Raw genomic sequence first — 14,381 nt, 5'->3', positions numbered from 1 at the left:
TGCCCTCCACCTCACCGGCCACCGGTGTCCGCGGTCGTCACCGCAAGCCGCGAAAGATGACCCCGGCAGCTCGCCGCGCGGTCATGTTCGCGGCAGCTGCCCCCGTCGCGGGAACGATCCTGACCGGCCCGTCCGCCTTCGCCGCCGAGAAGGACACCGCGAAGACGTACGGCACCACACTCGACCCCGCCGATCAGAAGATCGCGGATAACCTGAACACTCGTGTCCAGGACCCCCGACTGGGCACCACGCTCAGCGGTGTTGTCATCGACTCCGAGTCGGACAAGGTCATCTGGGGCCACGACGCGGCCACCGCGCTGATGCCCGCGTCCAACACCAAACTCGCCACCGCGACCGCCGCGTTGACCGTCCTCGGCCCCGACCACAAGTTCACCACCAAGGTCGTCTACGGCGACGGCACGCTCACCCTCGTCGGCGGTGGCGACCGCACCCTCACCAGCGCCGACCTCGACGCACTCGCGAAGACCGCCGCCGACGGGCTGAAGAGCGCGGGCCTGACCTCGGTCAAGGTTCGCATCGATGACAGCCTCTTCCCCGAGCCCACAGCCGCCACCGGCTGGAAGCCCGACTACTACCCGGACACGGTCGCCCCGGTGCGGCCCCTGGTGGTGGACGGGCACGGCGTCAACGACACCTCCCTCGACGCGGGGCAGGTCTTCTCCCAGCGCCTCACCGACCAGGGCATCACCGTGAACGGTGACGTCACGCGCGGCGCGTCCGGTCCGGGAGACGTCCCAGTGGCCCAGCACACATCCGCGAGTCTGTCCACGATCGTCGAGCACATGCTCACCGTGAGCGACAGCAACACCGCCGAGACACTGCTGCGGATGACGGCGCTCGGTGCGGGGCGGCAGGCCACCTTCGAGGACGGAGTAGCGGTCGTGAAGGAGGTACTGAGCCAGAACTACGGCGTGTCGCTGGAAAACTTCCAGATGCACGACGGCAGCGGTCTGTCCCGCGACACGCGCATCCCGGCGCAGACCCTCGCCGACATCCTCGATCTGACCACCGACCCGCGCTACAGCCCGACCCTGAGCTCTATCAAGGACGGCCTGCCCGTGGCGGGCGACGACAATGGCACCCTGGGGCCCTCCTCGGGCCGGTTCGACACTCCGGACTCCAAGTGCGCCGTCGGCAAGGTCATGGCCAAGACGGGCACTCTCACCGGCGCCATCGCTCTGAGCGGCTTCACCAAAGCCGAGGACGGGCGGTGGAAGGTCTTCTCGTTCATCGAGAACGGCTCCACCGCTGCCACGGATGACACCAGGGACGCCATGGACGGCCTTGCCGCGACCGTGAACGGGTGCTGGGCGTAAGCCCTGGAATCGGAGGGCGGCGTCGGTGACGACGCCTGCGTCGTCGACGTCATCCCCCGGCGAGTTATCCGCAGGACCCGTCCGCCCTCAACAACGCGCCGCACGCGACACCGCGTGCGGCGCGTTGCCCTGTTTACAGGTGGGCGGTGAACGTGTCGTGGTCCACGGCTCAGGTGGCGAAGTCGGGGCCATGGGCGGTACGCACCGCGCACGCGGAGAAGACCGTGGCGAAGCACTTCGGCGACCCCGCCCACCCCGCCTCCCCCTACGCCGCCTACGGAGCCGGCATGGCCAGATGAGGTCGGGCTCCCGCTGAGCGGAGGTGCGTCGTCGACGTGGGACGAGTGAGCGTCAGGCTGACGGAATGCGCCAATGCGCCCTACCGAGCGTCTCACCTTCAGGCCACCATTGACCCTCACCTCGGACAAGGAGAGCGCGTGGGCAAACACAGCGGCAAGCAGGACCCGGCGGAGAGCGATGGGCACAAGCCTGACAAGCCCATCCCGCCGCCGGATCCGAAGCGGCCGGAGGCGCCGAGAGGATGACCCGTCCGAGCCCATCCGCTCTCGCCGAGCAGCTCGCCGGGAGCGGGCACCTCCCCGCCGGATGGCACACCCCCTGCACCCACGTCGACCGGGCCCGGTTGATCCCGGACCGCATCTGGATCCGCGGAGACGACGGATACCAGCCCCTGGACCGGGCCGACGACCCCGACCGGTGGCGACAGCTGGTGTACAGCGACATCCCGCTGGTGACCCAGGTGGAGGACCCACCGGACACTGCCGTGGCCCGTACGCCGTCGAGCTCGGCGAGCATGCCTCGCATCGTCCTGGCCATGCTCCAGGCCCTTGACATCCGCGAAGGGCAGCGAGTCCTCGAGATCGGCACGGGCACCGGCTACAACGCTGCTCTCCTCGCCCACCGACTCGGTGACCACCTGGTCACCACGATCGACGTCGACCCCGATCTCGCCGATCAAGCACGCGCCAACCTCAAAACGGCCGGCTACGCACCTGCGGTCGTCATCGGCGACGGCGCCCGAGGCTGGCCGGACGGCGCGCCGTACGACCGGCTCATCGCCACCTGCTCCGTCCACGACGTGCCCCGCACCTGGATCGAACAGACCGCCCCCGACGGACACACCGCGAGCGGCCCGGTCCCCGGCGACACGGCCTTCATGTGGATGCGCGCACAGGCCCCGTCCCGGGATGCCATGGCCGTTGCCCGCTCCGGGGGTGAGGCCGCCGGAAGCCGTACGACGCTGGATCCGCACTTCTTGGGCGACGACGACGCGTGGTTCGCGGCCGGGGATCTTGTGCCGGGTTGCCAGCAGGTCGTGGGCCACGGCCCGGACGGCGCATGGACCCTCTGGCTGGCCGACGCGGCAAGTGGCTCGTGTGCGTCCGTCGACTACGAGCCGGAAGCCGCCGACTTCGAGGTGGAACAGCACGGGCCACGGCGGCTCTGGGACGAACTGATGACGGCACACGCCTGGTGGACGGCTGCCGGGCGGCCGGCCCGTACGCGGTTCGGCCTTACGGTCACTCCAGCCGGTCAACGTATATGGCTCGACCAGCCGGACAACACCCTCCCCACACTGGCCTGAAGGGCTCCTCAGATCCAGGACTGACTGTCTGTCCACCCAAGGAGGTTCCGTGTCAGCGGAGCAAAAGATGTACTGCTACACCTGCGCATCTGACGAACAGCACCGTCGCCTTTCGGCCGAGGAGAAGGTCTGGCTCAAGAACCGCACGGGCCGGAAATCCGTCGAGGAGTTCTTCATGTGCACGGCGCCGGACTGCCGGAACCTGCGCACCGGCTTCAACAAGCACCCCTTCGACCCCGTCATCCGCGTGCCCCTGCCCGACTGACCCCGCACGACGGTAGCCGCCGTCGGCGATGACGCCATGCACCGGCGGACCGGCCTGGGCGTCGCTGACCCGCCAGGACCGCCGGTGCAAGGCCGGCACCCGATCCGATCGGCCACCCCAGGGCAAACCAAACTGGTCACCGACGCCCTGGCCATGGCCATGGCCGGGCCCCTATCGGTCCTTGGTGACCGAGCTGAGGCCGCGGTCCAAGGCGGCGTCCGGCAGCAGCCGCGACAGCGTGGCTGCCGCCCGCGCATCGGTGCCGACGCAGTAGCGGGTCCGGGGCCGGGGGGCGGTCAGCGCCCGGAAGACGGTGCGGGCGAAGTCCTCCGGTCGCGTGGTACTCGACTGCGCCCGTTGCTCGTTCATGCGCAGGAACTGCTGGAAGGAGGCTCGGTAGAGGTCGGCGATGTCTTGGGGGGCCTTGTTCAGGATCTCCTCGCCGGCCTCCCGCACCTTGTCCCAGATCGGGGTCGCGATCGCGCCCGGCTGCACGACGGAGACCGTGACGCCGAAGGGCCGCAGCTCGCGGCGGAGCGCGTCGCTCATTCCCTCCTTCGCGAACTGTCCCGCCGCATATGCGCCGAGGTAGGGCATCACCAAGCTGCCCAGCCCCGAGGAGACGTTGACGATGCGCCCGCGGCTCCGGCGCAGCTGCGGCAGGAAGACCTGAGTGACGGCGAGCGCACCGACGACATTGGTGTCCAGTTGCTGCCGCAGCCGTTCGGGCGGCACGCACTCCAGGGGGGCCGAGACGCATGTACCGGCGTTGTTCACCAGCGCCCACACGCCCTGCTCACCCACGGACTCGGCAACCGCGGCAACCTCGGCGGCAGCCGCCCGCAGGGACCCTTGGTCGGTCACGTCCATGAGTACCGGCCGCAGCCGCGTGGAGGACGCCTCGGCGCGCAGCCGCTCGCCGTCCTCGGCCTTGCGTACTCCGGCGAAGACGCGGAAGCCGCGCTGTTCCAGCCGGAGCGCGCACTCCTTGCCGAGCCCGGAGGAGGCGCCGGTGATGACGACGGCGCGTCCGGCCGGAGACAGGGGCTTGGGCTGGCGGGTTAACAATGTGCTCTCCTTCTGTGGTGGGATACACGGCTGACGAGCGGTCAGCCGAAGGCATGGGATATGCCGTACTCAGCCCGCCGACACCGCGGACAGCAGGGTGCGCAGGGACGCGTCGGCGATGTGGTGGGCGCGCGGTGCCGGGACGATTCCCTCGATGTAGCTGAAATTCCAGGCGAGCTGGCCATGGGCGGTGAGAGCCGTTGCCACGATCGCGCCGGTCACCGAGATGCCCGCGACGAGCTGGGTGTCGGAGACGCGCCAAGGGCCCACCCGGTCGGGGAAGCCGGAGCGGCCGAGGTTGGAGAGGCACAGGTTGAGCGGGCCCTGTTCGTCCATGGAGCGCATAAACGCTTCACTGTCGGCCAGTGTCCTGGGTCCCGCCCGGTCCAGCAGGTTGACCAGGGACAGGTGTTCCTCACGCTTCCGGCGGTCCGCGAGGTCCCGGCTGATGGCGCGGGCCATGGGCCACAGCGGCATGCCGGGCCGGTACAGGACGCGGGAGGGAAGGGTGGCCGCGTAGGTGCCGGCCTCGTCGTAGGAGACGGCCGGGTCCAGTTCGGCACGGAAGTCGAGCGGGGAACCGATCGAGAAGTGGGCCGGTTCCGGCGTCCCCGCCTCCTGGGCGACGGCGGTCACCATGGCGGCGGCAAGGGCTCCGTGCACCGTGACCTCCTGCCGCTTGCAGGCGTCCACGAGAAGCTCCAGTTCCCCGGCGGCGAGGAACCTGTGCACCATCCGGGTGCGCCGCCGGTCGAAGGGGACGGAACGACTGGGGGCGACCCGCCGTGGCCGCAGCCGATGGGCCTCCTCCTCGTCACGCTCCATCAGCGCCGTGAGACCGGCGGCACCCGCCTCGCCCCGGTGGTGGCGCGGAAGCAGGTCTTCCGCGGCAGGCAGCGCCCGGCGGGACATAGCTGACGGCTCTTCTCCGGTGCTGAGCTGCGCGGCGATCTCGATCCACTCCCTGAGCAGGGACAGGCCCGTCATGCCGTCGGCTATGCAGTGCGTTGCCGTGAGCAGCAGGTCGTGGACGTCCTCCGCGCGCTCGGCACCCTCATGCGTGATCACGAGGGCCCGCAGCAGCGGCCCGGTGTGCCAGTCGACGCCCTCGGCGAGCTCGTGCTCGTCGACCTCGCGTTCCCATCGGGTATCGGCTCCGGGGTCCGCGGCCGGCACCTGGAGGTGGCGCAGCGGGATCGGCCGCCCGCCGACCGGGCGGAAGGCGGGGGTTTCGCCCTCCTTGTCGCTGATTGCGGTGCGCAGCAGAGGGTGGCGGGACTGGAGGATGTCCAGGGCGCGGCGCAGCAGCGGCAGTTCCAGGTGACCGTGGACCCGGGTCCGGATGACGCCGTTGAGCGGTGAGGTCCGGTCCGCGATCCAGTACCAGCGCTCCAGGGGGCTGAGGTTGCGCCGGACGCGTGGTTCGGGGTCCGGGATGCCGGGGAAGGTGAGGGCTTCCGCGTTCCGGCGGGCGAGCTCCTGCCGGGGCGTCAGCCGGAAGTAGTCGTCGCGGACCTGCCGCTGTGCGGGGGTGTCGGCCTGTTCGAGGTCGCTCATCGACCGGGACGCGGCGACCATGGCCCGGGTCCGGTCGCGGCGGCGGTCCTCGTACGTCCGCAGGGCGAGCGGCAGGTCGTCGCGCGCCCCGGGCTCGGCCAGGGTGTGCGCCAGGACAACGGCGTCTTCGATCGCCATGGCCGAACCCTGGCCGAGGGTGGTCAGCATGGGGTGTGCGGCGTCGCCGAGCAGGGTGACGGGGCCGTCTCCCCACCGTTCCAGGAAGGTGCGGTCGCGGGAGGGCACGGCGAGGATGTCCTCGGGCGGGGTGGCGTCGATCACCGCCCTCACCTCGTCGGCCCAGTCCGCGTAGACCTGGGCGATCTCGTCCTTGGTGCCGTCCCAGGCGTGTGAGCGGGCGGCGGGCATGTTCTTGGTGCCCCACCAGTAGAAGCGGCCGTGGCCGATGTCGATGAGGCCGAAGCGCTGTCCGCTGCCCCAGTAGTGGCGCACGCTGCCCGGGGCGAGGCCGGGGTGGCGGAACGGGACGATGCCGAGCCAGCAGACATAGCCGCTGTCCTCGGACGCCTCCGGCCCGACGAGCCGGCCGCGGACGGCCGAGTGGAATCCGTCGGCGCCGATGAGGATGTCGCCGTGCGCCGAACTCCCGTCCTCGAACCGGACGATGACGCCCGTGTCGTCCGTCTCGAAGCCGGTCGCGGCGGCGCCCAGGTGGAGGGAGCAGTCTCCGGCCGCGTCCAGCAGGGCCTCCTGGAGGTCGGAGCGGCTCAGGCAGACACTGGGCGCGCCGACCTGCTCGCAGACCTCCTTGAAGGGCAGGTCCCTGATGTTCCGGCCGCGGTGGTCCAGGATCGTGAAGGACTCCACGACTTGGCCGCGCTTGTCCAGGCCGAGGTCGATACCCAGCGTGGCGAGCGCGGTGACGGCGTTGCTCATGACCGACAGGCCGGAACCGGCGGCACGCAGCTCGGTGGCCCGCTCGTACACCGCCACCTCGATCCCCACCCGCCGGAGCGCGATGGCGCAGGTCAGGCCGCCGATACCGGCTCCGATGACAATGGCCTTCACAGACCGCTCCCTTGACATCTCGTCAGCTCTCCTCGTGGGCCCCGGACCGGCGGGACCTGATCAGCTCCGCGACCGTCCTGGCCACGTGCTCCACGTACGGTTCTTCCATGATCGTGAGGTGGTCACCGGGCACGCCGATGACCCCGACCGGGCCGTCGGTCATGTCGCCCCAGCCGTTCGTCGGCTCCTCGTGGCGGCTTCCGGCCGCGCCGTGCATCGCGGCGAGGACGTCCGGCAGCGGTTCCGCGGCGCGGATCAGGGTGAGCCCTTGGTCCCCGGCCTCGGGCCGATAGTCCAGCGCCGCCTTCCAGTTGGCCTGATAGACGCGGAAGAGCCGGCGTATGACGGCCCCCGAACTGCCGGCCGGCAGCACGCCGGCATCGGTCGCGAGACGGGCGATGAAGTCGAACTTCTCGTCCAGCGAGATCAGTTCGCCCGGTATGTCCTCCATCGGGGAGTCGCCGCCGCGCTCCAGCCAGAGCAGTTCCCAGAAGAACCATCCCAGCAGCGCGTCGTCGTCATGACGGTGGCGCTGTCCCTGGCTCAGCGCGGTGGTGTCCAGGAGCACCAGCCGGGCCACGTCCTCGCCCGACGCCCGCAGACGGCGGGCGATCTCGAAGGCGACAAAGCCACCGAAGGACCACCCGCCGAGGACGTAGGGGCCGTGCGGCTGCACCTTCCGCAGCGCGGCGAGATAACTGTCCGCGAGCTCCTCCACGGTACGCAGCGGCCTGGTGCCGGGGTCCGCCCCGGCCGCCTGGAGCGCGTACAGCGGCTGATCGTCCGGAAGGTGCCGGGCGAAGCGTACGTAGCACAGCACGTTGCCGCCCATGGGATGCACCATGAACAGCGGCGGGCGGGTGCCCTCCGGGCGGATCGGCACCAGGGGGTCGAACGCGGGAACCGCGCCGCCCGCACGCAGCAGCGCCGCGAGTCCGGCCACGGTGGGGGCCGCGATGAACTCCGACAGCGGGACGTTCACCCCGTAGCGCTGCTCGATCCGGACCACCAGCCGCATCGCGGTGAGCGAGGTGCCGCCCAGGTCGAAGAGGCTGTCGGAAACGCCGACGGCGGGCAGCCGCAGCAGGTCCGCCAGCATCTCGGACAACGCGCGTTCGTAGGCGTCGCGCGGTCCTGCCCCGGTGGCTTCGGCGGTGGGGGTGAGGGGGACCCGGCGCAGGGCGGCGTCATCCCGCTTTCCGCTGGGGGTCTTCGGCAGGTGCGTCACCCATTGCAGATGGGAGGGCACCATGTGGTCGGGCAGCGCGGTGCGCAGCAGCTCGCGAATGCCGGTCAGGTCCGAGCTGGTGCCTTCGCCCATCAGGAAGGCCGTGAGGAGGCAGTCGCCGTTCTCGTGCCGCCGGGCCACGACCGCGGCGTCGCGCAGGCCCGGGAACAGCCCGGCGAGATCGGTGAGGGCCAGCTCCACCTCGGCGAGTTCCACGCGGAAGCCGCGCACCTTGACCTGCGTGTCGGCCCGCCCGGCGTACGCGATCGTCCCGTCGGGCAGTACCAGACCGAGGTCCCCGGTGTCGTAGAGCATCCTCTCCTCTCCCGCGAAGGGATGCGGGATGAAGCGTTCCTTGGTGAGGTCGGGGCGCCCTTCGTAGCCGTCGGCCAGACAGCTGCCGCCGAGGTGGATGGTGCCGCGCGCTCCGGCGGGCACCGGGCGCAGCCGGTCGTCCAGCACATATGCCTCGGCGCCGTCGACGGGGCGTCCTATCGGGGGCAGCGGGGGGAACGCGGCCGGGTCCCCGGTCATGGTGAAGGCGGTGGCGACGTGGGTCTCCGTCGGCCCGTACTGGTTCTCCAGGACGACGTCCGGGAGCGCGGCGCACAGCCTGCGGATCTCCTGGGTGACGCGCAGCTGTTCGCCGGAGGAGATCAGCACCCGTAGGGCACGGGGGACGATGCCCAACGCCTGTGCGGTCTCCGCCAGTTGCTGGAGTGCCACATAGGGGAGGAAGACCCGCTCGATGCCCGCGCGGTCGATCAGCCGCAGCAGCTCCGGCATATCACGCCGCTCGGCGTCGCCCACCAGGTGCAGTGTGCCGCCGGAGCACAGCGTGGAGAAGATCTCCTGGAAGGACACATCGAAGCTCAGGGGCGCGTACTGGAGGGTGGCGCCGCCCACGGCACCGCTCGTGGCGTGTATCTGCCAGGCGACCAGGCCGGCCAGGGAACGGTGCGGCATGGTGACGCCCTTGGGCCGGCCGGTGGAGCCGGAGGTGAACAGGACGTAGGCAGTGCTCTCGGCGGGGATTTCCGCCGGTGGCTCCACGACGGGGCCGGGGGCCGACTCGGTCACCGACGCGGCGGACAGCAGCAGCGACGGGTCGCCGACGAGGTGGGCATAGGGGGCATGGGCGATGACGCGGAAGGGCAGGGCCTGTTCCAGCATCGTGGCCAGCCGCTGGGCCGGGTAGCCGGTGTCCAGGGGCACCACGGCGCACCCGGCCCGCAGCACTCCCAGGATCACGGCGATCGTCTGCGGTGAGCGGTCCATGGCGATCCCGATCCGGGCCTGGGGCGGGGCGCCGAGTGCGCACAGGCGCCGGGCCACCCGGTCAGCCGTCCGGGCCAGCCGGGCGTAGCTCCACCGCTCCTCCCCCATCACCAGGGCCGTGCCGTCCGGGATGCGGGCCGCCTGCCGCGTAACGCGTTCGACGACGGTGGGCTGGGACGTGGCTCGGGCGAGGACCGGCCGGTCCGCGAGGAAGGCGACTTCGGGCTCCCCGTGCGGGTCCTCCACCATCCTCCGCAGGATCTTGCGGTACCCGTCGGCGAAGACGCGGGCCTGGTCGGCGCAGAACCCGTCGCCGTCGCAGTCGATCCGCAGCCACACACCCGCGCCGTCCGGTTCGGTGACCGCGTTCACCAGGAGCCGGAAGCTGGTCTCTTCCCAGGTACGGAAGTCCCGTAGCCGCACGTCCGGGAGCCGGAGGACGTCGGACAGTTGGTGGAAGTGCACATAGTTGAAGGCGGTGTCCAGGACGGGGCCGCCGTGGTCCTCCTGGATGGCGCTGAGCGGGTAGCGGCGGTGGGGGTGACTGTCCTGTTCCTGCCGGAGGGCCTCACGCGCCACGTCCAGCCATGCGGCCTGCGCCACGTCCAGGCGCAGGGGCACCGTGTTCAGGAAGAGTCCGGCGGTGCGTTCCGCGCAGGCGAGCTCGGGCCGTCCGTGGGTGATCAGACCGGTGGTCACCTCGCGGGTGCCGGCACCGGCGAACGTGGCCAGCGTCAGGCAGTGCGCCGCGAAGAGCACGGACTTGAGGGGCAGGTCGTGCTGGGCGGCGAACCGCCGCACCTGTGCGACCAGCGCGTCGGGCAGGTCGGCGCGGTGCGCGGACGGCTCCCGGCCGGTGCCCGGCAGGTGCGCCCGGAACGTCTCCGTCTGCGGGGGTTCGCAGCCGGCCAGCTTCTCCTTCCAGTACCGCCGCGCCTCCGCGGACCCCAGGGCCGCCAGCTCCGCCTGTACATGGCACGCGGCCGAGGGCGGCGCCGTGCCGTCGACGGGGCCGATGCCGAGTCCCAGGCCGTGCGCATAGTCCTGGAGGAGTTCCTGGAGGAGGTTGGCCACACTGCCGCCGTCGAGCAGTGCGTGGTGGAAGCTGAGGACCAGGTCGACAGCCTCGGGCCGGAGATGTGCCCGGAAGAGGTACAGCGGCGCCCGGTCGAAGGCGTAGGCGTGGCGGCGGCGCTCGTCGATGTGCGCGCGCACCTCGGCGTCGGCCGCGGCGCTGTCGAGCGAGCGCAGATCGACGATGTCCAGGCCACCGGGCTCGGGCGCGCCGACGATCTGCAACGGCTCGGAGAAGCCCGCCAGGTCGAAGGCGGAGCGCAGCACCGGATGGCGTGCCACCAGCCTGTCGAACGACCGGCGGAACGCGTCCTCGTCCCAGGGGAGTTCGAGCGTGTACTGGAAGACGTCCTTGTACGTGGCGGAGGTCTCATGCCTGCGGCTGTGGTAAAGCAGGCCGAGCTGGAGCCGCGTGAGCGGCCAGGCGTCCTCGGCACCTTCCAGACGGGCCCGGTCCACGCCGGAGACGAGGGCGAACGGCGCGGGGGCACCCTCGCCCAACGGTGCCGGCCGGCTCTGGACGCAGGTGGCCAGACCCGCCACCGTCGGGTGGTGCATGAGGTCGGTGAGGGAGAACCGCAGGCCTTGTGCCTCGGCCTCGGCCCGCACCTTGAGCATGAGGATCGAGTCGCCGCCGAGCGTGAAGTAGTCGTCGTGGACGCCGACGGTCTCCCGGTCCAGCACCCTGGCCCAGATCTCGGCCAGGGCGGCCTCGGTGGGGTTGCGCGGCTGTGGCCCGGTCGCGGTGTCCGCGGTGTCCGAAAGCGGGGGCAGCGCACGGCGGTCGGCCTTGCCGTTGGGGGTCAGCGGAATGGCGTCGATCCGTAGGAAGCGGGCCGGCACCATGAACGCCGGCAGCGTCCTCGCGAGCAGCTCGCGCAACCGCACCGGATCGATGGCGGCGTCGGCGACGTAGTAGCCGGCCAGGTGGATGCCGCGGGCGGCATCGGTGTGGTCCACCACGATGGCGTCGCGGACGCCGGGGACCGCTCGCAGGGCGCCGGCCACCTCACCCGGCTCCACCCGGTTGCCCCGGATCTTGACCTGGCCGTCGATTCGCCCGAGGTACTCCAGGGTGCCGTCCGCCAGCCATCGTGCGAGGTCACCGGTGCGGTAGAGGCGACCGTCCGGCACGAACGGGTCAGCGACGAACTTCTCGGCGGTCAACTCCGGGCGGTCCAGATAGCCCCGCGCGACACCGGCACCACCGATGCACAGCTCACCGGCGACGCCCACCGGCTGGGGCAGGTCGCCGGGGCCCAGGACGTACAGCCGGGTGTTGTCGATCGGCCGGCCGATCGGGACCCGCGCGACGCTCCGAGCGGGATCGCCCGGGCAGTCGTAGTACGAGACGTCGACCGTGGCCTCGGTCGGTCCGTAGAGGTTCACCAGCCGTACCGGGCACGGGGCACCGGATATGCCGAAGACCCGGTTGAACTGCTCGACCCGCTCCGGCGGCAGGGCCTCGCCGCTGCAGAAAACGTACCGCAGGGAGCGTAAGCCCTCGCGTGCCTCGGGTAATGCCTGGAGCAGGTCGAGGAACGGGCCGAGCATCGAGGGCACGAAGTGCACGACGCTGACGCGCTGTTCAGCGATGGTCCGAAGGATCTCCCGCGGATCGTGCTGGCCGCCGGGCGGCAGCAGGGCCACGGAGGCGCCCTCGACGGCCCACCAGAACAGCTCCCACACCGAGACGTCGAAGGAGACCGGCGTCTTGTACAGCAGGACATCACCATCGCCGAGCGGATAGCTGCGCTGCATCCACGCGAGGCGGTTGACGACGCTGTGGTGCTCCACCATCACGCCCTTGGGCCGGCCGGTCGAGCCGGAGGTGTAGATGACGTAGGCCAGATCGCGCGAGCCGGCGAGCGGCGGCAGCGGGGCACCGCTGCCGTGCAGCAGGTCCTCGACGTGCCGCACCGCCGCTCCTTCGGGCACACCGGTGGCGGGGGCGTCACCGTCCACGATCACCACCTTGGCGCGGCTGTCTTCCAGCAGGAACCACACGCGTTCGGACGGGTAGTCGCGGTCCACCGGTACATACGCACCCCCGGACTTCAGCGTGCCGAGGAGCGCCACCAGCTGCCGCGGCCCCCGCTCCATCATCACCGCGACCCGGTCGTCCGGGCCGACGCCCTCGTCCCGCAGGGCCCGGGCGACCCGGTTGGCCCGCTCGTCCAGTTCGGCATAGGTCAGGGTCTCGCCCGTGGCGCCGATGGCGGCGGTCTGCCGGGGGCGGCGGGCCGCCTGCTCCTCGAACAGGCCGTGCAGCGTGGCCTCGTCCGCATAGGGCACCTGGGGACCGTGGCTGCGCACCGCGGTGAGGTCCCGGTGTTCGACGGGCGTCAGCATCGCAACGGCCGAGGCGGGCCGGTCCAACTCGTCCACTGCGTGTGCGAGCAACGTCCCGAGGTGGCCGGCGACCGAGGCGATGGGCAGGTCCTCGTCGAAGACGTCGAGGGCGTAGTCCAGGTCGATGCGGATGTCGGCCGTGTCGTCGAAGGCACAGACCATGACGCCCAGGGCGTCCTGTTCGTGTGAGGGGGCCATCATGGCCGTCTGCCGTTCGACCCCCGGTATCGGTGCCGGTCGCGACCAGTGCAGGTAGGAGACCGTCACATCGAAGAGCTGGCGGGGTCCCTCGGCCGGCAGGGGCAGTTCGCGCTGGACGTCGCCCAGCGCGAGTCGTTCGTGGCGCCGGAGCGCATAGGTCGCGTCCTGGGTCTCGGCGACCAGTTCCCGCACCGTCCGCCCGCCGGGTGCCGCGACCCGCAGCGGCAGGGTGTTGGCGAACTGGCCGAGGACGTCCTTGTGGTGATCCTCCGGCCGGTTGAGGAAGGGGACGCCAAGGACCACCTCTTCGCTGCGGTGCAGCCGCGTCAGCCAGGTACCGAACATGGCGGCGATATACGCGAACGGCGAGAGCCCGGCGGCGCGGACCCGGTCGGCGAGACGGCCCTCGACGATGAACGAGTGGCGGCCGCGTCCGCTCCCGCCCGCCGTGCGCGTGAAGAGCGCGGGCGCCACGCCGGCGAGGGCTTCCCGGTGGAAGGCACGGTCGCCCTCGGCACCGGCGCGGTAGGCGGCTTCCTCCTCGACGAACGCGAGGTAGGAGGAGGGCGCGCGGCGGCCGGTGGGCTCCTGGCCGGCGCCCGTGGCCCGCGCGTAATCCTCCAGGATCTCGTGGCTCAGCTCATTGACGGTCCAGCCGTCGGCGACGATGTGGTGCGCCTTGATGTGCAGATGTGTGACGTCCGGGCTCTCCAGCAGCAGCGTGGCCTCGACCAGGGCACCACCGTCCGCGAGCGGCAGTGCCGTCGCCATCGAGCGCCGCATCCAATCGGCGCACGCGACGTCCGGTTCGGGCTCCTGGGTGAGGTCGACCGTGCTGACCCGGATGACCTCGCCCGCCACCCACTGAAAGGGCGCCCCCGCGTGCTCACCGAACCGCAGCCGGAAGGTGTCATGGCGGTACAGCGCGTTCTCGACGCACTCGGCGAGCGCGCCGTGGTCGACGCCGCCTCGCAGACGTTCGTGGAGGACGCAGTTGAACTGCGGTGATTCCGGAGCCTGGGAACTGGCGGCCCAGATATCCCGTTGATACGCCGTCAGCGGGCTCCGCCTGTGTTCGTTCCCCTGCGTTACACGGAAGGCTGCTCCGACAGCCGCGGTCCTCGTCATGATCAACATCATGCCTACCCATGAGTAGAACCGCGGCAGGCCCGTACCCCAGCGGGGCAAATCACGCCAGGCACCGCGAGCGTGGCCCCCCCGCACATACCAGATCCGGCAGCGCGACGATCAACCGGAGTGATCTGTTCCGTCAGCCGGAACGCGCAGCCTCCGTCACCCGCTCACCGCCCCGAACCGGAGATTGTCCGAATCCATAAGGGAGGTTTCCGAGGCCGACGGCGAACCGCCGACCGATCGGTGGCCGGT

The 14,381-nt window shown here is 71.0% G+C and carries 7 protein-coding genes; 4 read left to right on the top strand and 3 right to left on the bottom strand.

All coding sequences use genetic code 11. The features are described 5' to 3' along the window. Positions 1-56 precede the first annotated feature (56 nt). From dacB to JK363_RS37155, 4 genes are all read left to right on the top strand, one after another. A complete protein-coding gene (gene dacB, locus JK363_RS37170) occupies positions 57-1,337 on the top strand; it encodes a D-alanyl-D-alanine carboxypeptidase/D-alanyl-D-alanine endopeptidase (protein ID WP_201882355.1) in 1,281 nt (426 codons plus the stop codon). Between the two features lie 152 nt (positions 1,338-1,489). Beyond that, entirely contained in the window at positions 1,490-1,636 is a 147-nt protein-coding gene (locus JK363_RS37165; protein ID WP_201882354.1) for a hypothetical protein, read from the top strand. Positions 1,637-1,878: 242 nt separating this feature from the next. After that, positions 1,879-2,943, top strand: coding sequence for a methyltransferase domain-containing protein (locus tag JK363_RS37160; RefSeq protein WP_201882353.1), 1,065 nt, complete (start codon positions 1,879-1,881; stop codon positions 2,941-2,943). 67 nt (positions 2,944-3,010) lie between these two features. Next, positions 3,011-3,208, top strand: a complete 198-nt coding sequence (locus JK363_RS37155) for a hypothetical protein (RefSeq protein WP_201882383.1) — start codon at positions 3,011-3,013, stop codon at positions 3,206-3,208. A 171-nt stretch (positions 3,209-3,379) separates the two neighbouring features. Here JK363_RS37155 and JK363_RS37150 read toward each other — a convergent pair whose 3' ends face one another. The 3 genes from JK363_RS37150 to JK363_RS37140 form a co-directional block, all read right to left on the bottom strand. After that, a complete protein-coding gene (locus JK363_RS37150; protein WP_201882351.1) occupies positions 3,380-4,276 on the bottom strand; it encodes an SDR family oxidoreductase in 897 nt (298 codons plus the stop codon). 69 nt (positions 4,277-4,345) lie between these two features. Beyond that, positions 4,346-6,862 (bottom strand): FAD-dependent monooxygenase, encoded by a 2,517-nt coding sequence (locus JK363_RS44455; protein ID WP_307822020.1) that lies wholly within the window; start codon positions 6,860-6,862, stop codon positions 4,346-4,348. A 22-nt stretch (positions 6,863-6,884) separates the two neighbouring features. Continuing rightward, a complete protein-coding gene (locus JK363_RS37140) occupies positions 6,885-14,123 on the bottom strand; it encodes a non-ribosomal peptide synthetase (protein ID WP_201882347.1) in 7,239 nt (2,412 codons plus the stop codon). Between the last annotated feature and the right edge of the window lie 258 nt (positions 14,124-14,381).

The sequence above is a fragment of the Streptomyces coffeae genome, from assembly GCF_016741875.1.
In the GTDB taxonomy this organism is placed as follows: Bacteria; Actinomycetota; Actinomycetes; order Streptomycetales; family Streptomycetaceae; genus Streptomyces; species Streptomyces coffeae.
Note: the sequence above shows the minus strand (reverse complement) of the source record. Positions and strands in the feature narration are given on the sequence as shown.

Coding starts and splice junctions, on each gene's coding strand:
- dacB (WP_201882355.1), top strand. CDS start 57: ATGACCCCGGCAGCTCGCCGCGCGGTCATGTTCGCGGCAGCTGCCCCC.
- JK363_RS37160 (WP_201882353.1), top strand. CDS start 1,879: ATGACCCGTCCGAGCCCATCCGCTCTCGCCGAGCAGCTCGCCGGGAGC.
- JK363_RS37155 (WP_201882383.1), top strand. CDS start 3,011: ATGTACTGCTACACCTGCGCATCTGACGAACAGCACCGTCGCCTTTCG.
- JK363_RS37140 (WP_201882347.1), bottom strand. CDS start 14,123: ATGACGAGGACCGCGGCTGTCGGAGCAGCCTTCCGTGTAACGCAGGGG.